This is a genomic window from Micromonospora sp. DT46 (assembly GCF_049841735.1).
Taxonomy (GTDB): Bacteria; Actinomycetota; Actinomycetes; order Mycobacteriales; family Micromonosporaceae; genus Micromonospora; species Micromonospora reichwaldensis.
The window spans coordinates 187,573-212,262 of sequence record NZ_JBNCKW010000007.1 but is presented as its reverse complement, the minus strand read 5'-3'; the positions used below and the strand labels follow the sequence as shown (position 1 = coordinate 212,262).

The following is a 24,690-nucleotide window of genomic DNA, read 5'->3' as shown; positions in this document are numbered from 1 at the left end:
CTGGGCGGGGGCATCCTGACGCCGGGCTGGGGTGAGGTCTCCGGTAAGGGCTGTTCGGCGGGAACAGGCCCGAACCGGAGACCTCGCGGCTACGCCTTGGCGCCGGCCTTCTTGGCGGTGGCGGACTGGCCGACCGCCTGGGTGAACACCGGGAGGTAGCCGAGGGACTGCCCGGTCGCCATCGGGTGGTACGAGTTCGACAGGTTCAGGATGTCGACGGAGTGGATCCACTTGTTACCGCTGCAGATCTGGTGTCCGACGAAGATGCTGCGTACGTCGGCGAAGGTGAACCCGGCGCGGGCCGCGGCGGCGGCGATCAGGTTGTCGGCCAGGTTGATGCCCTCGTTGACCTTCGCGCGGGCCGCCTCGCCGATTCCGAGGCAGACCGTGCCGAGCTGGTAGAAGACCGGGTAGCTCAGCACCACGACCTTCGCGTTCGGGGCCTTGCTGCGGATCGCGGCGTAGGCCCGGTCGAGCAGGCCGGGGAGGTTCGCCCGGGCCTGCACCTGGGCCGCGTCCACCGCGGCGATGCAGGCGCTGGAGCCCTGGAGGGCGCAGGTGCTCATGATGGTGCCGAACCCGGCGTCGTTGCCGCCGATGGTGATGCTGACCAGGGTGGTCTGTGCACTGAGCGCGGCGACCTGCGAGTTGATCACATCGGTCGTCTTGGCGCCCCCGCAGGCCACCGACTTGTAGGAGGCCGGCGCGTTGGCCGCCGCCCAGAGGGCGGAGAACGCCTTGGTGCTGCGCTTGCAGGCGCCGCTCTCCGAGGTGTAGCTGCCGGCGCCGACACCTGAGGCGTACGAGTCCCCGAGCGCCACGTAGTGATGGCCGGCGGCCTGCGCCGGGCTGGCCAGCCCAAGTACCGCGAGTGTCGCGGAGAGGACGCCTGCGAGCAGGCTCAGCGTTCGGGTTCTGGTCATGTACCCCTCCAAGGTCCACCGGTTGGTGAACGATTAATAGCACTACATCGATGTTTAGGGATAGGTGCAGATCGAATCGATGTGGTGATCGGGTGGAACTAAGGGGTGGCTCGGCGCGGGGCCGGGCCCGCCCGGCCCATGACGCCGGATCCGGTGGCCCGGCCGTCGGTGCCGCGATGGAGCCGGGGGAGGCGTCGCGGTGCGCGGCGCCAGCCCGATGGTCGTCGACCGACACCGGTTTTTTCGATGTTGCGGCCGCGTCCCGCCATCCGGTCGTGGTGAGTGGTGGGAGCCGACGGGTGGGTCGCGGGCGGGGCTTGCTGACCTGCCAAGTCGCGGCGAATAGCGACTAATCGCCGCAGGCGCCACTCGTCGGGCTCTCCGGACCCAAGGTATGAGAAGTGGCCGAGTCAGGCCAACCGTCACTCTTGCAATCAATATGAGATCTATGAATAGATCGAACGCCTCCGGTCGGGTGAGCCTCACCAACCGATCGGGTGCCCGGGGCTACCTGACAGGCAGCCCGTGCTCAGCTCCATGGAGGTACCACATGCGACACTCCGGGTCTTCGATGCGCCGCATCACCGCACTGTCGGTGGCCGGCGCGCTGGTCGTCGGCACCTTGACCAGCAGTCCCGCCCAGGCAGCACCCGCGACGCCCGCTTCCCCCGACCAGGCCACCGCGCTCGCCGCCGCACTCGGCGACCGCTCCGGCGGGGCGTACGCCGGAGCCGACGGCGCCATGGTCGTCACCGTGACCGACGACGCCGCTGCCCGCAAGGTCCGCGCGGCCGGCGCGACCCCGAAGCTCGTCGCCCGAGGTGCGAAGGACCTCGCCCGGGCCACCGCCGCGCTGGACAGCGCCGCGCGGGTGCCCGGCACCGCCTGGTGGACCGACCCGGCGACCAACCAGGTCGTGGTCTCCGTCGACAGCACGGTCACCGGCGCGAAGCTGGACCGCGTCGAGGCCGTCGCGGCGCGGCTCGGCGGTACCGTCCGCATCCAGCGGGAGGCCGGCACCCTCAGCACCCGGGCTGCCGGTGGCGAGGCCATCTACGCCGAGGGCGGCGGTCGCTGCTCGCTCGGCTTCAACGTCCGCAGCGGCGACACCCACTACTTCCTCACCGCCGGGCACTGCACCGACATCACCGCCAACTGGTACGCCGACTCCGCGCAGGGCAACCTGCTCGGCACCGGCGGCACCGGCAGCTTCCCCGGTAACGACTACGGCATCGTGCAGCACACCAACCCGGCCGCCGCCGACGGCAGCGTCTACCTCTACGACGGCACCACCCGCGACATCACCGGCGCGGCCGACGCCTTCGTCGGGCAGTCGGTACAGCGCTCCGGCAGCACCACCGGCCTGCACGGCGGCGCGGTCGAGGCCACCAACGCCACGGTGAACTACGCCGAGGGCAGCGTCAGCGGGCTGATCCGCACCACGGTCTGCGCCGAGCCGGGCGACAGCGGCGGCGCGCTCTTCAGTGGAAGTACCGCCCTGGGCCTGACCTCGGGTGGCAGCGGCAACTGCTCCTCCGGCGGAACCACCTACTTCCAGCCGGTCACCGAGGCGCTGAGCGTATACGGAGTGGAGATCGTCTGACAGGCGCCACAGCAGCGGGGCCGCCGGACACCGGCGGCCCCGCTGCTGTTCTCAGGCCGCCGATCCGGCCGACGGGTGCGGCTGGAACGGGAAGCGGCCGCGGCGCCACTGCCAGTGGCGGCCGGCCTTCAGGTGGTCGACGACCGCGCGCTGGAGCACGGTGCGGCGCGGCAGCTCGTCGAGCGGCGTGGTCAGGGTGCGGAACACGAACCGCAGCACCTCGACGTCGGCGTCCAGCCCCTCCGGATCCGGATCCTCGTGGGGCTCCAGCTCGAACCTCCGCTGGAACCGGGCGATGTGGGAGTCCTCGGGCAGGTATTCCAGCAGCTGCGGATCCAGCAGCCACGAGCCGCAGGAGAACGCCGTGTGGCGCTCGTCGGGGAAGTGGCGCGGGAAGAACGCCCGGGCCTCGTCGAGCGACGCCGTGACCGACTCCGGGGTCAGCGGCCCCGACTCGGGGATGTGCAGGGCGATGCCGGTGTCGCCGCGCTGGTGTTGCAGCCGGCCCAGCTCGTAGAGGCCGCCGCGGGCGTGCAGGGTCAGCCAGCTCTGCATGACCGGCCAGCCCTCGCGGCGCATCCGCCGGTCGATCGCGAGGTTGCGGCCCAGGTCCGCGAGGGTCGCCCACGACACGGCGTCGGCGATGCCGTGGCCGCGGTGGTATCCCCTGACGACGTTGATGAGGGCCAGGTACGCGTACACGTAGAGATGCCGCCAGGCGGGGCCCCGCTCGCGCGGCAGCGCCGGACCGGGCGGCAGCCAGCCGTGGCCCCCGAGATCGGCGCGGACCAGGGCGATCGACCGGTCGAGCAGCCAGCGCAGCTCCGGCGTCCACAGCGGAGAGTCGGGGTCGGGCCAGCCCGCCATGATCTCGGCGGCGTCGTCCGGCCGCACCGCGAGCCGGTCGAGGAGCGCGGGCGCGTCGGCCCTGGCGGGCAGCGGCGCCGACGGCCGGTCGCCGGCGAGCCGGTGCAGGCGGTCGATGTCCTCGACGGGTACGCCGAGCCGGGCGGCGGTGTCGTCCAGATCCACGCGGACGACCCTATCGGCCGGTCGGCGTCCTCCCCGGCCCGTGCCGCTCGGGCCGGGCGGCGCGCGTCCGCAGTGCCCGCGCGCCGGGCCGGAACTGTCACCACCCGGTGACAGCAATCGACCTTGTCATATATTTACAGAACCGTATACCGTGCCGTTGGTAAGTTCCGGACCCGGACGAAGGGCGGGCGCATGGCAGCCAGTGGGGCGCCGGTGACGCATCGGGCGATCGACCAGGGTCGGTTCATGCTCGATGGCTCACTCGACCTCAGCGCACCGTTCACCTCGGTGGCCGACGTGACCATCGGCGGCCGACTGCACGAGTTCACGGCCGGCTCGGTCGGGCTCGCGGACGACGTGGCCCGGACGCTCGGCGTCGAGACGTTCGACGAGGAACTCACCTACCAGGGCGGCACGCTGGCGACCGCGCGCATCCGGTCCTACGACCCGCAGATCCAGTTGGCCGAGGAGCGGCTCGTGGCGGTCTGGCGGGGACGGCGACACTGCTTCTTCACCGAGATGTACGGCGCGTCGACCACCGATCTGCTCGGGGCGTTGCGGACCCTGCGCGTCGAGGAGCACGACGACGGGCTGGCCCTGCGCCCGGCCTCGAAGACCGGGGCCGAGTTCGCCGAACCCGCCACCGTCCTCAAGGAGATCCCCGGGCTCGGCCTGCTGGAGATCGCACCGCTCACCAAGCAGCGTGCCGGACAGCTGCCATCCTGGCGCGGCCTGCAGACGCGGGCGGGCGAGCTCTTCCGGGACGTCCTGCCAGACGGGCAGCCCTACTTCGTGCTGGCCGCGGCGGACGCCTGGCTCAGCCTGGTGCCGTTCGGCGACACGGCCGTGGAGCAGGTGCCCACCCTGGTCGACCGGCTCCGCGTCCAGACGGTCCGGTAGGTCGGGATGTCCGGGCTGCTGGCCGGCGTGGCCACGTACACCGTCCTGTTCACCCTGCTCGTCAGCACCGCCGAGCACCTGTCACGGCCGGCGGCGCTCGCCCGGGCCCTGGCCGCGCACCGGGTGCTTCCGGCTCCGGTCGCGGTCGCCGTCGTCGCCATCGCCGGCGAAGGACTGCTCGCCGGTGCCGGGATCGTGGCGCTGCTCCACCCCGCCGGCGAGCGCCTGCTCGTCGCCGTCCTCGTCGGCAGCGGCGCGCTACTCGCCCTCTACGCCGGCTACGGCCTGTACGTGCGGTCGACCGGGCGCGCCGGATCGTGCGGATGCTCCCGGGTGGAACTGCCGATGACCGGTTGGGTGGTGGCACGGGCGGCGATCCTCGCCGGGCTGGCACTGCTCGCGCTGTCGCTGTCCGGCTCGATCGTCGCGCCGGACCGGGCCGACGCCGCACTCGCCGTCGTGCTGCTGGCCGCCGCCACGTTCACCACGCTGCTGTGGCACCTGCCCGCCGCGATGTACGAGCCGGCGACGGCGACAGCCGGGCGGCGCACGACCCGCCGGTCCATCGGCACGACAGAGGGAGGCCTTGCCGGATGAGCTTCCAGACCAGCGCACTGATCCTGAGCTGGATCGCGATCCTCCTGCTGGCCTTCACGGTCTCGGGACTGGTACGCCAGGTGCACGCGCTGTCGAGCGGGGCGGTTCAGCGCCGTCCCGAGTCGGTCGGTCTGCGGCCGGGCGCACCAGCCCCCGGATTCGCCCGGCTGGCGCCGGCGGCCCCGACGGTTCCGCTGGTGCTGCTCTTCCTGGAGCCCGACTGCGGGACGTGCACCGAGGTGCTGGCCGAGGCGGGCGAGCACGCCCGTCCCGGCCTGGAGTTCCGGGTCCTCTACCGGGAGGACCCCCCGGCGCGGGCGGCGGAGCTCCCGATCACCGTGCTCGGTGGGCAGGCGGAACTGTTCGAGCGGTACGACGCCCTCGCCACGCCGTTCGCCACCGTCGTCGACGCGGCCGGGCGGGTGCTCCGCGCCGAGCCGATCGGCTCCCGGGCGGCACTGCACCGCCTGCTCGACGAAGTCGACAGCCGACCCGGCGGCCCCGCACCGGCGGTCGCCACGAATCAGGGAGATCGGGCATGACCGGTATCGACACGGTGCCCTGGTTGCGCGGGGACGACCCGGGGACCGGGGCCGCCGTCCGGCGGGTGCCGGTGCAGCCGGGCGGCCGGCGCGCGGGTTGGGCGCTGTCGCGACGCACCCTGCTCCGGGCGGGCACCGCGGTGGGGATGGCCGCGCTCAGCGTGTTCCCGGCGGCCCGCCGCGCGTACGCCGACGGCTACACGATCTATGCCGGGTGTCCGACGTACGCCAGCGACCACAACTGCTCACCGGGGTGCGGCCCGAGCACGATCTTCGCCGACTCCTGCAACACCAGCGGGACGTACGCCGGATTCCACAAGAACGACGGCGTCACCTGGATCCTGCGGCCCAACCAGTGCTACGGCGGCACCTACGACGGCTGGCTGTGGGCCTACAACGGGGCGTGCGGCGCCTGCGCCTGCTCGGTCGAACGCCGGTGCCACGACGGGTACAAGAAGACCAGCTCGGGCTGGGTGAAGTCGATCTGCCGCTGGAACACCAAGTGCGGATGCCTGGGCGCGGCCACCTGGCCCACCACCCAGCGGAGCAACACGGGGGTGAACGTCTACACCGTGCAGCACCTGCTGACCGCCCGCGGGCACGCGACCGAGATCGACGGGATCTTCGGTGGCGACACGGAGGCGAAGGTGAAGAGCTTCCAGGCGGCGGCCGGCCTCGGGGCCACCGGTGTCGTCAACGCGACCACCTGGCCGAAGCTCGTGAGCACGGTCCGCTCCGGGAACAGCGGCCACGCCGTCAGCGCGGTGCAGCGCCAGCTGAACAGGCGCGGCTACGCGCTGGTGGTCGACGGGGCCTTCGGCCCGGCCACAGACAGTGCGGCGCGCGACTTCCAGCGGCAGAACGGGCTCACGGTCGACGGGGTCGTCGGGGTGAACTCCTGGCGGACGCTGACCGGCGCCGCCGTATGACCCGGACACTGCCAGGGCACGCCCGGGCGGCACTACGCCGGGCCGGTGACCCTCTCGTACCCCTGCTGCTGCTCGTCGTCGGTGCGCTCGCCGCCGCCGCGTACGGGCACGTGCTCACCTGGGCGATGATCGGAGGGCTCGCGGGTTACACGCTCTCCGGCTCCGTTTGAACGCACAACAGCGCGCACGCGCTGGCCTCGCCCGGGTGGCGGGATCGAGATCGGCAGGGCGTCGTCCTCACCCTGTTCGTCGTGGGGTTGATCGTCGGTGGCCTGCTCAGCGGATCGGTGTTGGGGTTGCTCTCCGGCCTGTCCGCTCCCGTGCCCGTCCCGTGGCGGTACGCGGGCATCGTGGCGGTGGCGGTGCTGGGGCTGCTCCGCGAGGTGGGTCTGGTGCCGATCCGGCTGCCGCAGAACGCCCGGCAGGTGCCGCAGGACGTGCTCCAGCGCAGCCTGCGGCGTGGGGCGCTGCAGTTCGGCTTCGAGATGGGCACCGGGGTGCGCACCTACGTCTCGGCGAGCGCTCCGTACGTGCTGGCGGTCGCTCTGCTCCTCGGTGGCCAGCGCCTGCACGTCGCGATGCTCGCCGGGATCGGATTCGGTGTCGGACGCGCGATGACCCCGCTGGCCCGCCGCGCCGCCGGCACCGGCGACAGGTGGGACGCCGACCTGCGGGTACGGATCCGGACGATCACCGTCACGGCGGGCGTCGTGCTCGTGATCGCCCTCGGCCTGCTGGCCGTGCGGCAGTTCTGACCGCGGCGCGACGCCACGACGCCGTCCACCGCGACGGTCGGCCGCACAGACCGTGCACGTGTCGTGCCGGCCGAGGCCCGCGCGGACGTCGCCCCGACCCTGCCGGGTGGCGCACCCGGCGGGGGATCACCGTCCCGCTGCGCCCTCGTCCGGCCACGTCCCGGACAGGTGCCTGCTGGCCGGCGTCGGCGGCTACGGGAACCCGGGGACCGAGCGGAGCCGGGCGCGGACGAGGTCGATGTCGGGGTGACCGAGGTCGGACAGGACGCACAGGGCGTCGGCCCAGGCGGCGTTGGCTCGTCCCGGCTCGTCCGCGGCCAGCAGGGCGTCGCCCAGTCGGACGAGGGTCTCGGCCCGCAGGTACCGCTCGCCCGTGTGCTGGAAGAGTTGGAGAGCCTGCCGGTAGCACTCGATGGCCCTGCCGTGCTGCCCGAGGTGGTGGTGGGCGTAGCCGAGGCTGTCCCAGACGTTGGCCTGGCCGTGGCAGTCGCCGAGCCGGCCCATCAGCGTCAGGGCCTGGTGGCAGTAGACGAGGGTCTGGTGGTGGTTGCCGAGCAGCGCGTGGCTCCAGCCGAGCGCGTTGAGCGATTCCGCGTACCCGTCCGGGTGCCCGGCCCTGGCGTACAGCCCGAGCGCCCGCCGGAGGTGCGGTAGCGACTCGCGGTGCCGGCCGCGCTGGTTGAGGATGAAGCCGAGGCCGCCGTGGACGCGCGCCTCCGCCACCGGGTCGCCGAGTTCCTCGCAGAGGGCGAGGGCCACCCGTAGGTGGGTGTCCGCCTCGTCGTGGCGACCCAGCCGGAAGTAGGCCCGTGCGAGGCCCCGGTGCAGGTGTGCCTGTCCGTCCTTGTCGCCGGCGTCCCGCGCCGCGCTCAGCGCGATGTGCTGGACGGCCGCCTGGTCGTGCCAGTACCCCTGCCGGCTGAAGAAGGTGTTGAGGATCCAGGCCAGCCGCCAGGCGTGGGCGGTGTGCCGGGTGGCGGCGGCGGCCAGCTGGACGCTGGCGACCAGGGCGGAACGCTCGGCCACGAACCAGGCCAGTGCCTCGGCGGCGGTGGCGAAGGCCGTGGGCGTGACGCCGGAACGAGGCGCGGCGAGCGTGAGCGGCTCCCGGTGGGGCTCCAGCATCCGGGCGGCGGCGTGTGCGGTGTGCAGGTAGTGGTCGAGGACCCGGTGCGTCGCGCCGTCCCGCTCCGACCGGCCGTCGAGGCTGTTCGCCAGCTCGGCGGCGTAGGCGCGGAGCAGGTCATGGGCGGCGTACCGGCCGGCGGTGTGCTCGGCGAGCAGGTGGTTGTCGGTCAGTTCGGTGAGCAGGGCCCGCGCCTGCCGCACCGGCACGCCGCTCATACTCGCCGCGCTCGGCACGGTGATGTCGGCGCCGGGGTGCGACCCGATCAGCCGGAAGGTCCGCGCGGCCTCGCCGCCGAGCGCCCGGTAGGAGCAGGAGAAGATGCTCCGCAGGTTGGTGGTCGGGTCGTTCGCGGCGAAGGCGTCGAGGCCGCCGCGTGCCTCACGCAGCTCGCCGGTCAGCACCGCCAGGGCGACGTCGGGCCGCATCACGGCGTGGGCGGCCACGACGGACAGCGCCAGGGGAAGCCGGGCGCACAGGTCGACGATCTCGTCGGCGGCCCCGGGCTCGGCCGACAGCCGGTGCCGTCCGAGCCGGCCGGCCAGCAGGCTCCACGCCTCACCACGGTCCAGCAGGTCCAGCCGCAACGGCGTGGCGCCCTCGGCGGCGACCAGACCGACCAGCGCGTCGCGGCTGGTCACCACCACCAGGCACGAGGCCGCCCCGGGCAGCAGCGGGCGGACCTGTTCGGCATTGCGGGCGTTGTCCAGCAGGACGAGCATCCGTCTGCCGGCCAGCAGCGTGCGGTACAACGCCGCCTGCGCCTCCGGTTGCCGTGGCATCCGGTCGGCGGTCACGCCGAGAGCGTCGAGGAGACCGCGGACGGCCTCCGCGGGAGCCGTCGCCTCGCCGGTGGGCTCGAAGCCGCGCAGGTTCACGTACAGGTTCCCGTCGGGGAACCGCCCAGCGACGCGGTGCGCCCAGTGCACGACCAGTGCGGTCTTGCCGACCCCTGCGGTACCCGAGACGGTGACGATCGTGGACGCCGCGGCGGGCTGCTGCCCCGGCAGGTGCGCGTCGAGGCGGGCGAGGTGCTCCGCCCGGCCCACGAATCCCGGGGTGTCGGGAGGCAGCTGGGCCGGCGTCGGGTGCGCAAGGGTCACCGGCGCCGGGTGCCGGCCGTGCGGCGCGTCCAGGTCGTCGCGCAGGATCGCCTGGTGCAGCGTCCGCAGTTCGGGCCCCGGATCGACACCGAGTTCCTCGGCGAGCCGCCGACGGACGACCGCGTACTGCACGAGGGCGTCGGCTCCCCGGCCCACGGCGTAGAGGGCGCGCATCAGCGCCGCGGTCACCGACTCCACGAGCGGATACTCACCCACCAGTTCGGTGAGCCGACTGATGACCGGTTCCGGGTTCGCCACCCGCAACTCGGCGTACGCCCAGGTGACGACGGCCTCCGGGTAGTGCTGCCGCCAGCTCTCCCTGGTCCGCGCGGCCCAGGGCCCCGACAGTCCCGCCAGCGGTTCGCCCCGCCACAGCGCGAGCGCCTCCCGCAGCAACGACGCCCGTCGGGCGTCCGGGCACTCCGGCTCCTTGGCCTGGGCGAGCAGGCTGCGGAACCGGTGTACGTCCACCCGGTCGGCGGCGACCTCGAGCACGTATCCGCCCGGCCGCCACACCAGCGCGGGCGGCTCACCGACGTCCACGAGGTGCAGGGCCTGCCGGATCCGGGTGACGTGCGCGTGCAGCGACTGACGCGCGCCCCGTGGCGGGCTGTCCCCCCACACCCGGTCCAACAGGGTCTGCGGCGTCACCGACCGTCCGGCGTCCACGAGCAACGCCGCCAGCACGGCGCGCTGCCTCGGCTGCCCGGCCGGTAGCCGCCGGTCGTCCGCCCAGATCTCCACCGGCCCCAGTACGCGAAAGTCGGCCACGAACCCCCCAAAAGCGGCATCACGATCGTCGCCCACCGGTCGCCCGCATCGATGCACAAGAATTTCACAAGCCGTCGACCCCACACCACCGCCGACGCTGATGCGACAGATGTCGACCGCATCCGGTCGACTGTCCGGGCAGAGAAGAGGGAGATCATGACAAACGTGCTGCGGCGGTGCGCGGCGGCGGCGGCGGGATTCGTGCTGGCGCTGGTGTGCCTGGTGGAGCCCGCGTCCGCGGGGGACAGGTACGCCGGCTGTCCGTCGGGTTCCTTCTGCGTGTGGGCCGCCGCCGACTTCAACGACGGCCCGGGGAAGTGGCAGAACAACGAGGCCAACTACGGCAACTGGGGTCACGGCACCTGCCCGACGGGCACCTGGAGCAACTGCGTGTCGTCGGTGTTCAACAACGGGCAGAACTGCGCCGTCACCTTCCACGACGGCACCAACTACACCGGCGCCTTCTTCTACCGGCTGCCGCGCGGCAGCTACCTCGCCAACCTGGCGTACGACAGGTGGAGCGACGGGACCAGCCCCAACGACAAGATCAGCTCGCACAAGTGGTGCTGACGACTCGACGCTCGACGTCCCGGATGCTCTCCGTGGCCGTCGGTCTCCTGGTGCTCGTCTGCGGGAGTGCCTGCACCCCGCAGGCGGGCACCACCGGCCGCCAGGAGTCCGCGCTCGGCGTCGACGCGCTGGACCTGCTGACCGGGTCCGGCGGCCATCCGGCCCGCAGGCGGGTGCTGGAGCTGGCCGAGGAGAAGCTGGTCGAGCGGTGCATGGCCGCGCGTCGGCAGGTCTACTGGCCGGTCATCCCGCCGCCGGTCACCGGGTCCGACGAGGAGCGTGCGGTCGACCTGCCTCGGCGCCGCGCGAAGGGTTTCGGGCTGGCGGAGGCGTCGAGGCCCCCGAGGGCGGGTCCGAACGACCGGCAGCCGGCGTTCCAGCTCGCCCTGTTCGGCGACACCAGGCGGTACGAGAAGCTGGAGCTGCCCAACGGCAGCGTCCTGTCCTACCCGACGCTCGGGTGCGTGGCCGAGAGCCGGGCCGCCCTGTACGGCGACAGCCGGAGGTGGGCCCGCGTCGACGGCGTCCCCCAGGTCCTGGACAACACCCTCAGGGAGCAGGTCGGAAAGGCCCCGGAACTGGCGCGGGCCCGCGCCCGGTGGCTCTCGTGCATGGCCGAAGCGGGCTACCCGTACCCCGACCCGGAGGCTGCGGCCGAGGACCTGTCGCGTGCGTACCGGCAGGACGGCGACTCCGCCTCCCTGCGCCGCCGGGAGATCGCCGTGGCCACCGCCGACGGCGAGTGCGCGCTGCGGGCCCACGTGCCCGCGACGGAGCTCGCGCTACGTCGGGACGGGGCTCAGTCCCTGCCCGTCACCCGGCGGCGCGAGCTGAACGACCTGGGCGCGGTGCACTGCGCCGCCTACCGCAGGGCGCAGCCGGTGGTCGGGGACCTGGCGCACGCCCAGCCGTGCCTGTCGAGCCCGGAGGACGGCCGGTAGCGCCCGGGGACCGGCAGGCGGGCGAACGTCGCGTGGTGCCGGGCCGGCGCCGTGGTGCCGGCCCGGTGCGACGTGTCCCGCCGTGCGCGGCGAAGGGCCACAACCGTCGTCGCGGTCGGCCGCGTCCGCCGGCCGTCGGTGCCGGCCGAGCCCGGGCGAGGGTCACGCGAGGGTGTGATGACCCGCCTTGACGACCTGGTCGTACTCACTGCGCCGGGCGTCGTAGGCGGCCTCCAGGAACGTCTCCGAGTCCGGGCCCACCGGCAGCCGAAGTGGCGGCGACTCCAGCTGGCTGAGCCGCCAGACCACATCCGCGAAGAGTTCGGGGGAGTTCACCTCGATCTTGGTGTTCATGCTGCGCAGCGCGCCGAGCAGGCCGTCGCTGACCGCCGTGTACTCCGGGATCCGCTGCTCCGGCATCACCAGGTTGCCGCTGTATCCGGTGGCGAAGCCGCCCGGCTGGAGGATGGTGACCTTCACCCCGAGGTGCCCGGCCTCGGCGGCCAGCGACTCGGCCGCTCCCTCCACCGCGAACTTGCTCGCCGTGTACGCGGCCAGCCCGGGGAAGGGAACCATGCCGGCGACCGAGCTGACGAAGACCGCGTGCCCGTGGCGCTGCGCCCGCCACAACGGCAGCACGGCCCGGGTGAGCCGCCACGGCCCGAACACGTTGGTGTCGAACTGCGCGGCGAGTTCCGCGTCGGAGACCTCCTCGAAGGTGCCGAACTGGCCGTAGGCGGCGTTGTTGACCAGGACGTCGACCCCGCCGAAGGCGTCCACCGCCCGCTCGACCGCCGCCACGCACTGCGCCGGATCCCGTACGTCCAGCGCGGCGGCCACCACGTTGCCCGGATGCCGGGCCACCAACGCGCCGAGGGTCTCCGGTCGCCGGGCCGTCGCCAGCACCTGCTCCCCCTCGGCGGCGAGCCGGGCCGCGAGGGCCTGGCCGAGTCCGCTCGAACACCCCGTGATCAACCAACGCTTCGCCATCGCTCTCGACCCGCCCAATCCGAAGGGTTACCTGTCGGGTGCAGAGTGTCAGAGTCGTTGGCGAGGGTGAAGGGACATCGGCTGTCGCCAACCGGATTCGTCGGGTACCCGGCGCACCGCCGGCCGAGGGGCGACGGCCGGTTGGCCCAGCCCTCCGGGGCGGCCGTCGCGACCTGTCCCTGCCGGATCTTGATGACGGGAGCGGCCGGTATCCTGGATCGGGTACGGAGTGTGCCCATATATCCGCTATTCCGAGGGGTGACCATGTCCGATCACGCATCCGGCCGCATCGAGGTCACCCGCCTGCGGGAACTGCTCGACGGGCCGTGGGCCGAGGTCCGCAACGCGCACCGGGAGCAGCTCGACGCGCGCTTCCTCCCCGTGTACGGCGAGACCGGTGACCAGGCGCGTGAGCGGATCACCCGGTTGATCGCCGAACTCCCCGTCAAGCTGGGCATCGCGTCGGCCTTCCCCACCGAGTACGGCGGCAGATCCGATGTCGGCGGCTCGATCGTGGCCTGCGAGATGCTGGCGCAGGTCGACCTGTCGCTGATGGTCAAGGCGGGCGTGCAGTGGGGCCTGTTCGGCGGCGCCGTCGACGCCCTCGGCACCCGGCGGCACCACGACGCCTACCTGCGGGACATCGTCTCGGGCAAGATCCTCGGCTGTTTCGCGATGACCGAGACCGGCCACGGCTCGGACGTGCAGCAGCTGCGCACCACCTGCACGTACGACCCGCGGACGCAGACCTTCGACCTGCACACCCCGCACGAGGCGGCCCGCAAGGACTACATCGGCAACGCGGCCCGGGACGGGCGGATGGCCGTGGTCTTCGCGCAGCTGATCACCGAGGGGCGGCGGCACGGTGTGCACGCGTGGCTGGTGCCGATCCGCGACGCGCAGGGCAACCCGCTGCCCGGCGTGACCATCGGCGACGCCGGGCCCAAGGCCGGCCTGCTCGGTGTCGACAACGGGCGGCTCAGCTTCGACCACGTGCGGGTGCCGCGGGACATGCTGCTGGACCGGTACGGTCAGGTCGCGGAGGACGGGACGTACTCCAGCCCGATCGAGGACGACTCCCGGCGTTTCTTCACCATGCTCGGCACCCTGGTCCGCGGCCGGGTGAGCGTGGGCGGCGCCGCGGCGGCGGCGACCAAGTCGGCGCTGACCATCGCGGTGCGCTACGGCGACATCCGCCGCCAGTTCGACACGCCCGACGCGGACCGGGAGGTGCTGCTCAACGACTACCTGGCCCACCAGCGCAAGCTGCTGCCCGCCCTGGCCGCCACGTACGCGCTGCACTTCGCCCAGGCCGAGCTGGTCGCCGCGCTGCACGAGGTGCAGGGCGGCGACGGGCCGGTCGACGCGCACCGGCAGCGGGAGCTGGAGTCCCGGGCGGCCGGTCTCAAGGCCGCACAGACCTGGCACGCCACCCGCACCATCCAGATGTGCCGCGAGGCGTGCGGCGGCGCCGGCTACCTGGCCGAGAACCGGCTGCCCAGCCTCAAGGCCGACACCGACGTCTTCACCACCTTCGAGGGCGACAACACGGTGCTGCTTCAGCTGGTGGCCAAGGGGCTGCTCACCGGCTACCGGGACGAGTTCGGCTCGTTGGACGGCTGGGGGCGCGCCTCCTTCGTCGCCGAACAGGTCCGCGAGATGGTGCTCGAGCGCACCGCCGCGCGGTCGGTCATCGAGCGGCTGATCAGCGCCGTGCCCGGCCGCGACGAGGAGGTCGCCGTCACCGATCGCGGCTGGCAGCTCAAGGTCTTCGAGGACCGCGAGAGGCACCTCCTCGACGGCGTGGTCCGCCGCCTGCGCAACGGCGCGGCGACGAAGAAGGACCGCCCATTCGACATCTTCAACGACGTCCAGGACCATGTCCTCGCCGTCGCCGCCGCGCACGTCGACCGGGTCACCCTGGAGGCGTTCGTCGCCGGCATCGAGGACGCGACGGACCCAGAGGTCCGGGCGCTGCTCTCCCGGGTCTGCGACCTGTACGCGCTCACCGTCATCGAGGCCCACAAGGGATGGTTCCTGGAACACGGCCGCCTCACGCCGGCCCGCGCCAAGGCGATCACCGGCGTGGTGAACGGCCTGCTCAAGGAGCTGCGCCCGCGCATGCGGACGCTCGTGGACGGGTTCGCCATCCCGGACGCCTGGCTGCACTGCGCCGTCCTGCGCGAGGAACCCCGCAGGCAGGAGGACATGGCCGCCCACGACGCCGCCGGGCGAGGCCGGTGACGAGAACCGCCCGCGACGACCGCGCGGACGAGAGGGCTGCCGCGCCTGGCCCAGGGCGACGGTGACCGGGTTGCCCCAGCGCGTCGCCGTGCGGCTGCGGTCGTCGCTACGTCGCCATCGAGCCCGCCGGAGGCGCCGGGTGCCCGGGCGCGCTTCGAGGTGCCGCGTAGGGTGCGTCGGGCGCGAGCCCGCCGTGTCCGGTACCGATCGGCGTCGTCTTGGCGATGCGGTCCTGCTGGGCGGCGGTGATCCGGCGGATCAGCACGATGAGCGAGGCGCCGGCGATCAGGCAGGCGACGGTGGGGACCAGCCGGGGGCCGAGCGAGTCCTGGTAGTAGCGGACGTACGTGGCAAACTCCGTGTCGGCAGGGCCCCCGGGAACGCCTCCAGGTTCCTGCGCGCGCGCCAGGTCCAGATGATCAGTAGCACCGCGGCGGTCAGCATCGCCGAGAGGTGGAGCAGGGTGAGCAGCACCTCGGCGGCCACCGCGCCGAGTAGCAGATCGCGGTCGCCGCGTTCGGCGGCGGCGCGGGCCAGCTGGACGCCGAACACAGGGAACAGCCCGCTGGGCAGGTAGAGCAGGCTGGCCACGCCAACGGCGACGGCGGTAGCCGTGCCCAGGCGGCGCAGGGGATGGATGGGCACTCCCGGAGCGACCGCCGGTTGGCCCAGTGGAGTCTTGCAGCGCCGGCACTCGTTGAAGGCCGGGGACGTGGCGTCCCCGCAGGTCTTGCAGATCAAGGTGACCATCCAGGATGGCGGCGAGAGGTGACGCGCGCAGACTAGACGATCATGGCTGGAGGCGTTGGTCCGCGCGACCAGGCCAGGCAGATGCGTCGATGCGTACCGAGTGGGGAACGTTACGTCTTGACGAACGACATGTTATCGCTCACAGTCGATGGCTGAGGCCGACGACGCGTGGCTTTCCGGGCGAGCTGGCTTGTCGACCTTGAATCAGGCGTGCGCCTGGGCGCAAGCAGGTCTTGTTAGCGCTAACTGCTTGCCGCTCGTGCCCGGCCACGCGTCGCGGTGCGCCCATCTTCGGGCATCCCGCTGGCATCTCTCAGCCGAGGAGGATCATGTCTGTCTTCGATAGGTCTCCATCTCCCACGCCGCCGCCGTCGCGGCGGCGCCGGTGGTTGCCGCGGGTCGTCGCCGCTGGGGTGGCCCTGCTGGTCGGTGGCGTCGCCGCGGCGGTGGTGTCGTCGGCACCCGCCGCCGCGGCGACGGTCGACACCAGCGCGTGGTACGTGTTGGTCAACCGCAACAGCGGCAAGGCCCTGGATGTGTACAACCTGGCCACGAACGACGGCGCGCGGATCGTGCAGTGGGCGCGCAACGACGGCAACCAGCAGCAGTGGCAGTTCGTGGACTCCGGCGGTGGCTACTACCGGTTGAAGTCGCGGCTGTCCGGCAAGGTGCTCGACGTCTACAACTTCTCGACCGCCAACGGTGCCAGCATCGTGCAGTGGGCCGACAGCAACGGGTCCAACCAGCAGTTCCGGCTGGCCGACTCCGCCGGTGGCTACGTCCGTCTGATCAACCGGAACAGCAACAAGGCGGTGGAGGTGCAGGGCGCCTCGACCGCCGACGGCGGGAACGTCGTGCAGTACGACGACTGGAACGGCAACAACCAGCAGTGGCAACTGGTCCGCGTCGACGGCGGGGGCAACCCCACCACGCCACCGCCCGGCACGTGTGCGCTGCCGTCGACGTACCGCTGGTCGTCGACGGGCGCGCTGGCGCAACCGAGGGCGGGATGGGTCTCGCTGAAGGACTTCACCCACGCCCCCTACAACGGCCGGCAACTCGTCTACGCGACCACGCACGACACGGGAACGACGTGGGGCTCGATGAACTTCGGCCTCTTCACGAACTGGTCCGACATGGCCTCGGCCAGCCAGAACCAGATGCCCTTCTCCGCCGTCGCGCCCTCACTGTTCTACTTCGCCCCCAGGAACATCTGGGTGCTCGCCTACCAGTGGGGCGGACCCGCCTTCTCCTACCGGACGTCGAGCGACCCCACCAACGTGAACAGCTGGTCGTCGCCGCAGACGCTCTTCACCGGCAGCATCTCCGGCTCCGGCACCGGGCCGATCGATCAGGCGATAATCGGTGACGACACCAACATGTACCTCTTCTTCGCCGGGGACAACGGGAAGATCTACCGGGCCAGCATGCCCATCGGGAACTTCCCGGGCAACTTCGGCTCGACCTACACGACCATCATGAGCGACACGACGAACAACCTGTTCGAGGCGGTCCAGGTCTACAAGCTCCAGGGCCAGAACCGGTACCTCATGCTCGTCGAGGCGATCGGCGCGCAGGGCCGCTACTTCCGCTCGTTCACGGCCACCAGCCTGGGCGGTACGTGGACGCCGCAGGCCGCCACCGAGAGCAACCCGTTCGCGGGCAAGGCCAACAGCGGCGCCACCTGGACCAACGACATCAGCCACGGCGAGTTGATCCGCAGCAACGCCGATCAGACCATGACCGTCGATCCCTGCAACCTGCAGTTGCTCTACCAGGGCCGTTCCCCCAGTTCCGGCGGCGACTACGGCCGCCTGCCGTACCGCCCGGGTCTGCTGACCCTGCAACGCTGACGACGGGCACCGGATCCCCCGGATGTCGTAGACGTCCGGGGGACACCGGCGGGGGAGTGTCGATCCACACCTTCCCGCCAAGCCCATCAGGCTCGGCGTGTCGGGCCAGACCGGTTACACCCTTACTCGGACAGTCCCCGGGCACGCCCCCCTGAGAAGGGTGCGGCCCCTCCGTTGCCGGAGGGGCCGCACCCGGTTTTGGTCAATCTCCAGGGCATGGGCCCTGCGTCGTAGCGGTCAGACCACCGTGCAGGCGACGCCGTTGAGGGTGAAGGCAGTCGGCTCGGCGGTGTTGCCGCTGGTGTTGGCCTGAAAGCCGATGTTGATGGTGGCCCCGGGGGCGATCGCGGCGTTGTAGTCGACGTTACGGGCGCTCACCTGGCCGCTGGACGGCGAGTAGGTGGCACCCCAGCCCGAGGTGATCGACTGGCCCGAGGGCAGGTTGAAGGCCAACGTCCAGCCGTTGATCGCCGAGGTGCCGGTGTTGGTGATGTCGATGCTGGCCGTGAAGCCGGAGCCCCAGGAGTTCATCGTGTAGGCGACCCGGGGTCCCGTGCCCCCACCCGGGGGCGGGGTGACGGTGGGCGTGGGGGTCGGACTGGGCGGCGGGGTGCCGTTCACGCTGGTCACGAAGGTCATGATGCTTCGGGCGGGCAGCGTGACGGTGAGGGAGCCGTTCGACATGGTGAGCGCGCTCTGGGGCGCGACGGTCCGGCTCGCGTCGGTCAGCCAGTTCGAGACGCTGCCGGAAGCGGTGGTGCCCGACAGGCTGAACTGCTGGCTCACCGACGAGGTGTTCTTGTTGACGGCGACGATGACGACGGTGTTGCCGCCCCGGTACGCCGAGACGTAGACGTTTGATGCCGGGTTCGCCGTCGCGTCGATCCGGGTGTAGCCGGGCCGGACGAACCGGGCGAAGTGCGCCATCATGGCACCGCGCTTGCTGACCTGGCCGTCCTCCCGCATGGGACCGTAGCTGCGCCGCAGATACCACCAGACGTACGCCTGGAACTCGGCGTCCACCATGGCGCGGTGGATGTGCTCGCCCACGTCGAGCGCCTCGGGCCAGGCGTCGCCCGAGTTGGTGTTGCTGTTGGGGTAGTAGACCTCGGTCATCCAGAGCTCTTTGCCCGCGCCCTTCTGCTTGAAGAGCGGGTACGGAAAGTTCGAGTACGACGTCCCGTAGAGGTGGGCCCCAATGATGTCCACGTTGGCCAGCGCCGTGGGATCGTTGAGAATCGGGTCCGACACGGACTTGATGTACTGGAACGACTCGGGTGCCATGACCCGGGTGCTGATCGAGCCGGCGTTCTCCCGCAGGAACCTGACCATCTCGGCGGAGGTCCACCACGTCCAGTCGTGCGCGTAGTCGGGCTCGTTCTGCACCGAGATGCTGTACAGGGGCACCCCGTTGTTACGCATGTACGTGGTGAAGTCGTTGAGGTGCTGCGCATAGGCGGCGTACGAGCTGTAGCGGAGCCGCTTCGCGTTGGTCTGGCTGCCGCGGGTGAAGGTCTCGATCATGCTGGCGGGCGGGTTCCACGGCGAGGCGAAGACGGTCACCCCGAGCTCGGCCGCGCGCTTCGCCGTCGCGAGGTCACGGCCGAAGTCAGCCGAACTCTCGCCGACGGGAATCCGCAGGATGGAGAAGCCCAGCCGACCCTCGCCGGTGCCGAACGCCGTCTCCCGCTGGGCGGCCGTCAGGTCGCCGATCCAGGCCGCGTGGGCCATGGCACCATAGCCCTTGATCGTCTGCCGCTGCGCCGACAGGTTGACGGTCGCCGGCGCGGCCGAGGCTCCCGTGGCTCCCAGCAGTGTGGTCGCCGCTGCCGCGACCGGCACGGCCCCCATGGTCGTCAGGACAGCTCTCCGGCTCAGCAATCGCCGCTCGCCGCTGACCGGCCCGTTCTGATCGTGCGTCATTCTGCGTCCTCCTGGCTGGTGGTGGTGATACGCGCGTGCCCCGGTCCGGTCCGGACCGGTCAGCGCCGCCCTGGGGACTGCCCTTGACCCCGGCGTCAATGACCCGTCGGCTCTCATCGACTGACGCCGCTGTTAGCGTTAACAGATCGTGAGTTTAGGTTCCGGTGTGGGGCGGGTCAAGCACGGGGCGGGCCGGGCGACCACCCGGGCGCGAGGGCTGTGCGGGGACGGTCGAGCGTCGCCGCACAGCCCTCTCCCGAGGTCGACTCAGGCGCGGGACCACTGCATGCTGGCGGCGGAGCCGCACGTCCGCTGTTCCAACGCGGCACCGGGAGCGGTGGAGCCGCCGACCACGTTCAGGCACTTGTCGCTGTTGACGTTGACCAGCTGGTGGTAGCCATCGCCGGTGGATCGCCAGCTGAACACCTGGTTGAGGCCGTCATGGCAGGTGTACTGGACGATCCGGGCCCCGTCGGCCGTGGAGAAGTCCACCACGTCGACGCACTTGCCGCTGTGGACGCTCTGCAGGCGCACGTTGCCCCCGCCGGCGTCGAGGAACCGCCACTGCTGCCAGCTCTGTCCGTTGCCCGTCCACTGGCCGATCACGGCGAGGTCGTCGAGGTTCGGCTGTTGGACGTCGACGACCTGGCCACTGTTGCGGTTGGTGACCCGGTACGCCGGGATGGCCGTCCCGCCGCCGAATTGCCACCAGTTCACGTTGAACAGGTTTCCGGTGCCCCCGGCGAACCGCAGATACAGGTCACGGGTCCCGGTGGCACCGCTGATCGCGCAGGTGGAGGTGGTCCACGTCTGCCAGCCGCCGGTGCCGCCGACGGCGCAGGTGCCGGCGAGCGGGCCGGTGGCGCTGTCCAGCCGTACCTCGATCCGGCCGCCGGCCGCCCCGGAGGCCACCCGGGCGCTGAAGGAGGTCGCGCCGGCGCCGAAGGCGACGCCCTTGACCTTGATGTAGTCGCCGTTGGCGAGATAGCCGACGTTCATGCCGCCCTCGCTGGACGGCTCGGTCTCGATGCCGGAACCCCAGGCGATCGTCTCGGCCTCCTGCCGGGTGTACGGGTTGAGCGTGCCGACCTGCGGAACGCCGGCGGTGGTCATGTTCATCGTGGGGATCGTGCCGTTGGAGTTGTAGGCGAACTTCTCCACCGCCACGGACCGGGTGAATCCGCCGCCGCCGGGCAGCGCCCCGTTGTGATAGAAGAAGTACGACCCGCCGTTGAAGTCGACGATGCCGGGGTGGTTGGTGAAGCTGGCGCCCTGCCGGGGCATGACCGTGCCCCGGTACGTCCAGGGTCCGGTCGGGCCGGGCGCCGTCGAGTAGGCGATGAACTCGGAGCAGCACTCCGCCGCGAACACGTTGTAGTAGAGCCCGTTGCGCTTGAAGACCCAGGGGCCTTCCTCGTAGAGGGTCGGGCGGCTCGGGTTGCCGGTTCGGGTGCCGAACCCGGCGGTGGTGAGCGGGATCCGGGTCGGGCTGCCGGAGAACGAGATCATGTCGGGATTGAGCCGCACGTACCACAGGTTCGGGTTGCCCCAGTACAGATACGCCTGCCCGTCGTCGTCGACGAGGACGTGCGGGTCGATCTCACCGTTGCCCACCAGCGGGCGGCCGAGCGCGTCCCGGAACGGCCCGGTCGGGCTGTCGGCGACACCGACCCCGATCACCATTCCGCCGCCGCGCTGCCGCACCGGGACGTACCAGTAGAACTTTCCGTTGCGTGGGACGACGTGGCCGGCCCAGGCGTCCGCGTCCGCCCAGGCGAAGGTGCCGAGGTTCATCGGTACGCCGTGGTCGGTCCAGTTGACCATGTCGGCCGACGAGAAGACCCGCCACTCGCGCATGGTGAAGTACGTCGAGCCGTCCTCGTCGTGCCCGGTGTAGACGTAGACGCGTCCGTTGTGCACCATCGGCGCCGGGTCGGCGGTGTAGATGTGCTGGACGATCGGGTTGTCGGCCTGCGCAGTGCCGGGCAGGAGGGCGACGGTGCAGATCAGGCCGGCGAGTACGGCGATGGCGTGCCGAGCTCTCGTCCCGATCCGGCGTGCACGTGTCAGCTTCAAGGCTCACCCCCAGGGTGTCGGCGGTCCAGCGCTCTTCACGGCAGGCGCTGTCGGAGGGACTGCACTCCAGCGCACCCGAGAGACCGCAAGAATCCCTGTTATCGCTAACACCCAACATCAAGGTTGTCTCACGTCGTGCGGGCTGGGTCCGGTACGCGTGCGGAGAGTCGCGCTTGATGGGATGGCAACGCGGACGTCACGGCGTTGACATCGATTACTTGCGATGCACCGTACTGGCCTCGGCGGTGGACGTCAACGACAAGCCGGAGCGCCGCGTCCGTGGCCGCGACCACGGCGCGGCCGGCGAACGTCGCGCCGAATTCGCACCCTGTCTCATCAATTGACACCTAGCTCTGTTATCGCTAACATGCAGCCTCGGGCTGGCTGGTCGCGGGAGCCGACATCGCCACCGGGTCGCAAGCGGGCGGGAGACAGGCGCGTGGTGCGGTCGCGGCCCTTTTGCGTCTCTCCCACACGCACCACGAGGAGCGCGCCCGTCCTGATTCGCGCGGTCCAGACAGGGAGCAGCTGAGGCTCATCGAGGGCGGCCTCTGCGTGAACACGCGGCAGCGCTTCGCGACCGGTTTCAGCTTCGGCGGGGCGATGAGCTACGCCGTGGCCTGCGCGCGGCCGACCGTGTTCCGCGCGGTCGCGGTCCTGTCCGGCGCGCAGCTCAGCGGGTGCAGCGGCGGCACCGGCCGCGTCGCGTACCTCGGGGTGCACGGCACCCGCGACGGGGTGCTCCCCATCGCGAGCGGCCGGTCGCTGCGTGACCGGTTCGTGCAGAACAACGCCTGCGCCGCGCAGAGCCCGCGCGAGCCCGCGACGGGCAGCCTGACCCACGTCCGGACCGCGTACCCGGGCTGCGCCGCCGGCTACCCGGTGGAGTGGATCGCGTTCGACGAAGGACACATCGCGGCGCCCCAGGACGGGGCGCCGGGTGACAGCGGCCCCCGGACCTGGGTGCCGGGGGAGGCCTGGCGGTTCTTCACGCAGTTCCAGTAGGAGGCGAAGGGTCCGGCCGGCCGGGTGGGAGCAGGCGTGTCCACCCGGCCGGCCGCACTATGGTCGGTGGCCGTCGGTCACACCCGGCTCCACCGCTGGTTGGTGCCGCCGTGGCAGGACCAGAGGATGACCGTGGTCCCGTTGGCGGTGCCGCCGTTGTTGACGTCCAGGCACAGGGACGGGAAGCGGATGCTGCTCACCGTGCCGTTGCCGTTGAACGTCCACTGCTGGTTCGTGCCGCCGTTGCAGTCCCAGAGCTGCACCCGGGTGCCGTTGGCGGCGGTGCTCGGGACGTCCAGGCACTTGCCGAGGACGCGCAGCGTCTGCCCGCTCTGGCTGATCTGCTGGTTGGCGTTGCCGTGACAGTCCCAGATGAGCGTCCCGGTGCCGTTGGCGGTCTGGGAGTTGTCGACGTCGAGGCATCGTCCGGCCGATTCGCTGCGTAGCCGGAACGTGGTGGGGGGCGGCGGGTTCGTGGTGCCGCCGCCGCTGACCCGGTACACCACCGTGCCGTGCGCCGGGACGCTCGCGGAGATCGTTCCGGTGCTGGTGGAGGTGCCGTTGGTCCACGCGTCGCGCAGGGTGAACGAGGTACCGCTCTTGCCGATCGCCGCCGCCGTCGTGGAGATCGTCGTGGTGGAGCTGCCCTGGTTGAACAGCGCGACCGCGACGTCACCGTTGGCCAGCCGCTTCGCCAGCACCCGCCGGGTGCCGTCGTTCGACACCTGGACCGCCTGGAGCCCGAGCGGGTCCTGGTTGATCGCGACCAGGTTCTGGTTCCGCAGGATGCTCAGCGTCGCCGCGCTGGCCGAGCGCAGGTCGTTGCCCATCATGAGTGGCGCTGCCATGATCGACCAGAGCGCGAAGTGGCTGCGCATCTCGGTGTCGTTCATCCCGCCGTTGCCGACCTCCAGCATGTCCGGGTCGGTGAACCCGCCCGGTGCGGCGTACCCGGCCAGCGGCACGTTGACGTCGACGATGTTCCGGATGCCCATCGGGTAGCCGTTGGTCTGGCCGGTGTCCCACGCGTTGGTGATGTCCTCGGTGGTCCGCCAGAGGTTCGCCACGTCGCTCCAGTTGCGCTGCGGCCCGGTCTTCTCGGGGATGCTGTTCGGGTTGATGCTGTAGACGATCGGCCGGCCGGCGGCGGCCAGCGCGTCCCGCATGATGCCGAACCTGGCGACCTGGTCGTTGATGGTCCCGGTGGGGGAGCACCAGTCGTACTTGAGGTAGTCCACGCCCCAGGCGGCGAACTGCCGGGCGTCCTGGTACTCGTGCCCGAGACTGCCGGTGGAGCCGGGGAAGGCGTCGAAGTACTGCGCACAGGTCTGGTCCAGCGGCGCCTGGTAGAGGCCGAACAGCAGGCCGCGCGAGTGCAGGTAGTCGCCCAGCGCCTTCATCCCGCTCGGGAAGCGCTGCGGATGCGCCTGGAGGTTGCCCTGTGCGTCCCGGTCCGGGTTGAACCAGCAGTCGTCGACGACGACGTACCGGTACCCGAGATCGCGCAGCCCGTTGGCGACGATCGCGTCGGCCGTCTGGCGGATGAGCGTCTCGTTGATGTTGCAGCCGAACGTGTTCCAGGTGTTCCAACCCATCGGCGGCGTCCGGGCGACGCCGTTGTCCAGCGCCTGTGCCGGACGGGGCGCGACGGCCCCGTCCGCGACGGTCGCCGCGAGGGCCACCGCCAGGATGCCCAGGGCGGCGGCGAGCCATTGTCTCGGTCTGCGCACGTGTTCCTCCTCGGTCGGAGCGGTGAGTGGCGTCGGGTCGGGCGCCGGCGCCGGGATGCGGCGAACGAGGGCGTCACGGGGCGTGGCCGGTGGGCTGTCGCCCGGCCCTGCCCGCGGGCATCGACGGCAATACCTCGGGACGGGGATCGTCCGGCCCTCGGCCGACCTCGTGCCGGACTAGTCGCTCGCCCGTCCGTCGTCGCGTTCCCGGTCTGCTCCGGCCCGGTGGCTGCCCGGGGACCCGACACGATGAGACGGATGTTATCGCTGACATCCACTGATGTAAATCGGATGCGACGAGGTCGAGTCATCCGCGCGACGATTGAT

The 24,690-nt window shown here is 71.5% G+C and carries 20 protein-coding genes; 12 read left to right on the top strand and 8 right to left on the bottom strand.

The window, feature by feature from the left end:
- Positions 1-89: 89 nt before the first annotated feature.
- Positions 90-923: an SGNH/GDSL hydrolase family protein gene (locus ACLQ20_RS20905; RefSeq protein WP_151452273.1), complete on the bottom strand. Its 834-nt coding sequence runs from the start codon at positions 921-923 to the stop codon at positions 90-92.
- A 550-nt stretch (positions 924-1,473) separates the two neighbouring features.
- Between ACLQ20_RS20905 and ACLQ20_RS20900 the strand changes: the two genes are divergently transcribed.
- A complete protein-coding gene (locus ACLQ20_RS20900) occupies positions 1,474-2,526 on the top strand; it encodes a S1 family peptidase (protein ID WP_151452272.1) in 1,053 nt (350 codons plus the stop codon).
- A 51-nt stretch (positions 2,527-2,577) separates the two neighbouring features.
- On the opposite strand, the gene ACLQ20_RS20895 is transcribed toward ACLQ20_RS20900, so the two are convergent.
- Positions 2,578-3,558: an acyltransferase domain-containing protein gene (locus ACLQ20_RS20895; protein WP_425857348.1), complete on the bottom strand. Its 981-nt coding sequence runs from the start codon at positions 3,556-3,558 to the stop codon at positions 2,578-2,580.
- Between the two features lie 246 nt (positions 3,559-3,804).
- Here ACLQ20_RS20895 and ACLQ20_RS20890 point away from each other — a divergent pair, with 246 nt between their 5' ends.
- The 6 genes from ACLQ20_RS20890 to ACLQ20_RS20865 all read left to right on the top strand — a co-directional run bounded on the left by ACLQ20_RS20890 (position 3,805) and on the right by ACLQ20_RS20865 (position 7,281).
- A complete protein-coding gene (locus tag ACLQ20_RS20890) occupies positions 3,805-4,458 on the top strand; it encodes a hypothetical protein (protein ID WP_225851839.1) in 654 nt (217 codons plus the stop codon).
- Between the two features lie 6 nt (positions 4,459-4,464).
- Positions 4,465-5,055, top strand: coding sequence for a MauE/DoxX family redox-associated membrane protein (locus tag ACLQ20_RS20885; RefSeq protein ID WP_151452269.1), 591 nt, complete (start codon positions 4,465-4,467; stop codon positions 5,053-5,055).
- Positions 5,052-5,597, top strand: a complete 546-nt coding sequence (locus tag ACLQ20_RS20880) for a hypothetical protein (protein ID WP_151452268.1) — start codon at positions 5,052-5,054, stop codon at positions 5,595-5,597. Before ACLQ20_RS20885 ends, ACLQ20_RS20880 begins: the two co-directional genes overlap by 4 nt.
- A complete protein-coding gene (locus ACLQ20_RS20875) occupies positions 5,594-6,526 on the top strand; it encodes a peptidoglycan-binding domain-containing protein (protein WP_151452267.1) in 933 nt (310 codons plus the stop codon). The genes ACLQ20_RS20880 and ACLQ20_RS20875 overlap by 4 nt, the downstream gene beginning before the upstream one ends.
- Complete coding sequence (locus tag ACLQ20_RS20870; protein WP_192581199.1) at positions 6,523-6,696, top strand: hypothetical protein; 174 nt, start codon at positions 6,523-6,525, stop codon at positions 6,694-6,696. Before ACLQ20_RS20875 ends, ACLQ20_RS20870 begins: the two co-directional genes overlap by 4 nt.
- Before the next feature lie 81 nt (positions 6,697-6,777).
- Positions 6,778-7,281: a hypothetical protein gene (locus tag ACLQ20_RS20865; RefSeq protein WP_327028902.1), complete on the top strand. Its 504-nt coding sequence runs from the start codon at positions 6,778-6,780 to the stop codon at positions 7,279-7,281.
- A gap of 192 nt (positions 7,282-7,473) precedes the next feature.
- Here ACLQ20_RS20865 and ACLQ20_RS20860 read toward each other — a convergent pair whose 3' ends face one another.
- On the bottom strand, positions 7,474-10,281 hold the full coding sequence (locus tag ACLQ20_RS20860; protein ID WP_425857345.1) for a BTAD domain-containing putative transcriptional regulator: 2,808 nt from the start codon (positions 10,279-10,281) through the stop codon (positions 7,474-7,476).
- Between the two features lie 156 nt (positions 10,282-10,437).
- Here ACLQ20_RS20860 and ACLQ20_RS20855 point away from each other — a divergent pair, with 156 nt between their 5' ends.
- Complete coding sequence (locus ACLQ20_RS20855) at positions 10,438-10,851, top strand: peptidase inhibitor family I36 protein (RefSeq protein ID WP_425857343.1); 414 nt, start codon at positions 10,438-10,440, stop codon at positions 10,849-10,851.
- Positions 10,842-11,792, top strand: a complete 951-nt coding sequence (locus ACLQ20_RS20850) for a hypothetical protein (RefSeq protein WP_425857342.1) — start codon at positions 10,842-10,844, stop codon at positions 11,790-11,792. Before ACLQ20_RS20855 ends, ACLQ20_RS20850 begins: the two co-directional genes overlap by 10 nt.
- A 162-nt stretch (positions 11,793-11,954) precedes the next feature.
- Here ACLQ20_RS20850 and ACLQ20_RS20845 read toward each other — a convergent pair whose 3' ends face one another.
- Positions 11,955-12,782, bottom strand: a complete 828-nt coding sequence (locus tag ACLQ20_RS20845) for an SDR family oxidoreductase (RefSeq protein WP_425857341.1) — start codon at positions 12,780-12,782, stop codon at positions 11,955-11,957.
- Positions 12,783-13,046: 264 nt separating this feature from the next.
- Between ACLQ20_RS20845 and ACLQ20_RS20840 the strand changes: the two genes are divergently transcribed.
- On the top strand, positions 13,047-15,026 hold the full coding sequence (locus tag ACLQ20_RS20840) for an acyl-CoA dehydrogenase (protein WP_425857340.1): 1,980 nt from the start codon (positions 13,047-13,049) through the stop codon (positions 15,024-15,026).
- Between the two features lie 285 nt (positions 15,027-15,311).
- On the opposite strand, the gene ACLQ20_RS20835 is transcribed toward ACLQ20_RS20840, so the two are convergent.
- Entirely contained in the window at positions 15,312-15,671 is a 360-nt protein-coding gene (locus tag ACLQ20_RS20835) for a DUF4328 domain-containing protein (protein ID WP_358118494.1), read from the bottom strand.
- A 434-nt stretch (positions 15,672-16,105) separates the two neighbouring features.
- Between ACLQ20_RS20835 and ACLQ20_RS20830 the strand changes: the two genes are divergently transcribed.
- Entirely contained in the window at positions 16,106-17,629 is a 1,524-nt protein-coding gene (locus tag ACLQ20_RS20830) for a non-reducing end alpha-L-arabinofuranosidase family hydrolase (protein WP_425857339.1), read from the top strand.
- A 237-nt stretch (positions 17,630-17,866) separates the two neighbouring features.
- Here ACLQ20_RS20830 and ACLQ20_RS20825 read toward each other — a convergent pair whose 3' ends face one another.
- The gene (locus ACLQ20_RS20825) at positions 17,867-19,480 is read right to left on the bottom strand and encodes a cellulose binding domain-containing protein (RefSeq protein ID WP_425857338.1); all 1,614 of its coding nucleotides are present in this window, start codon (positions 19,478-19,480) and stop codon (positions 17,867-17,869) included.
- Positions 19,481-19,819: 339 nt separating this feature from the next.
- A complete protein-coding gene (locus ACLQ20_RS20820) occupies positions 19,820-21,628 on the bottom strand; it encodes a family 43 glycosylhydrolase (RefSeq protein ID WP_425857336.1) in 1,809 nt (602 codons plus the stop codon).
- Positions 21,629-22,183: 555 nt separating this feature from the next.
- Between ACLQ20_RS20820 and ACLQ20_RS20815 the strand changes: the two genes are divergently transcribed.
- Entirely contained in the window at positions 22,184-22,633 is a 450-nt protein-coding gene (locus ACLQ20_RS20815; RefSeq protein ID WP_425857334.1) for an alpha/beta hydrolase family esterase, read from the top strand.
- A 77-nt stretch (positions 22,634-22,710) separates the two neighbouring features.
- On the opposite strand, the gene ACLQ20_RS20810 is transcribed toward ACLQ20_RS20815, so the two are convergent.
- The gene (locus ACLQ20_RS20810; RefSeq protein WP_425857572.1) at positions 22,711-24,228 is read right to left on the bottom strand and encodes a glycoside hydrolase family 27 protein; all 1,518 of its coding nucleotides are present in this window, start codon (positions 24,226-24,228) and stop codon (positions 22,711-22,713) included.
- Positions 24,229-24,690: the final 462 nt, after the last annotated feature.

What these genes read in the sequence shown, in the direction of transcription:
- ACLQ20_RS20905 (WP_151452273.1), bottom strand. Translation starts at nt 923, where the DNA reads ATGACCAGAACCCGAACGCTGAGCCTGCTCGCAGGCGTCCTCTCCGCG.
- ACLQ20_RS20900 (WP_151452272.1), top strand. Translation starts at nt 1,474, where the DNA reads ATGCGACACTCCGGGTCTTCGATGCGCCGCATCACCGCACTGTCGGTG.
- ACLQ20_RS20890 (WP_225851839.1), top strand. Translation starts at nt 3,805, where the DNA reads ATGCTCGATGGCTCACTCGACCTCAGCGCACCGTTCACCTCGGTGGCC.
- ACLQ20_RS20885 (WP_151452269.1), top strand. Translation starts at nt 4,465, where the DNA reads ATGTCCGGGCTGCTGGCCGGCGTGGCCACGTACACCGTCCTGTTCACC.
- ACLQ20_RS20880 (WP_151452268.1), top strand. Translation starts at nt 5,052, where the DNA reads ATGAGCTTCCAGACCAGCGCACTGATCCTGAGCTGGATCGCGATCCTC.
- ACLQ20_RS20875 (WP_151452267.1), top strand. Translation starts at nt 5,594, where the DNA reads ATGACCGGTATCGACACGGTGCCCTGGTTGCGCGGGGACGACCCGGGG.
- ACLQ20_RS20870 (WP_192581199.1), top strand. Translation starts at nt 6,523, where the DNA reads ATGACCCGGACACTGCCAGGGCACGCCCGGGCGGCACTACGCCGGGCC.
- ACLQ20_RS20855 (WP_425857343.1), top strand. Translation starts at nt 10,438, where the DNA reads ATGACAAACGTGCTGCGGCGGTGCGCGGCGGCGGCGGCGGGATTCGTG.
- ACLQ20_RS20845 (WP_425857341.1), bottom strand. Translation starts at nt 12,782, where the DNA reads ATGGCGAAGCGTTGGTTGATCACGGGGTGTTCGAGCGGACTCGGCCAG.
- ACLQ20_RS20840 (WP_425857340.1), top strand. Translation starts at nt 13,047, where the DNA reads ATGTCCGATCACGCATCCGGCCGCATCGAGGTCACCCGCCTGCGGGAA.
- ACLQ20_RS20830 (WP_425857339.1), top strand. Translation starts at nt 16,106, where the DNA reads ATGTCTGTCTTCGATAGGTCTCCATCTCCCACGCCGCCGCCGTCGCGG.
- ACLQ20_RS20825 (WP_425857338.1), bottom strand. Translation starts at nt 19,480, where the DNA reads ATGGGGGCCGTGCCGGTCGCGGCAGCGGCGACCACACTGCTGGGAGCC.
- ACLQ20_RS20810 (WP_425857572.1), bottom strand. Translation starts at nt 24,228, where the DNA reads ATGGGTTGGAACACCTGGAACACGTTCGGCTGCAACATCAACGAGACG.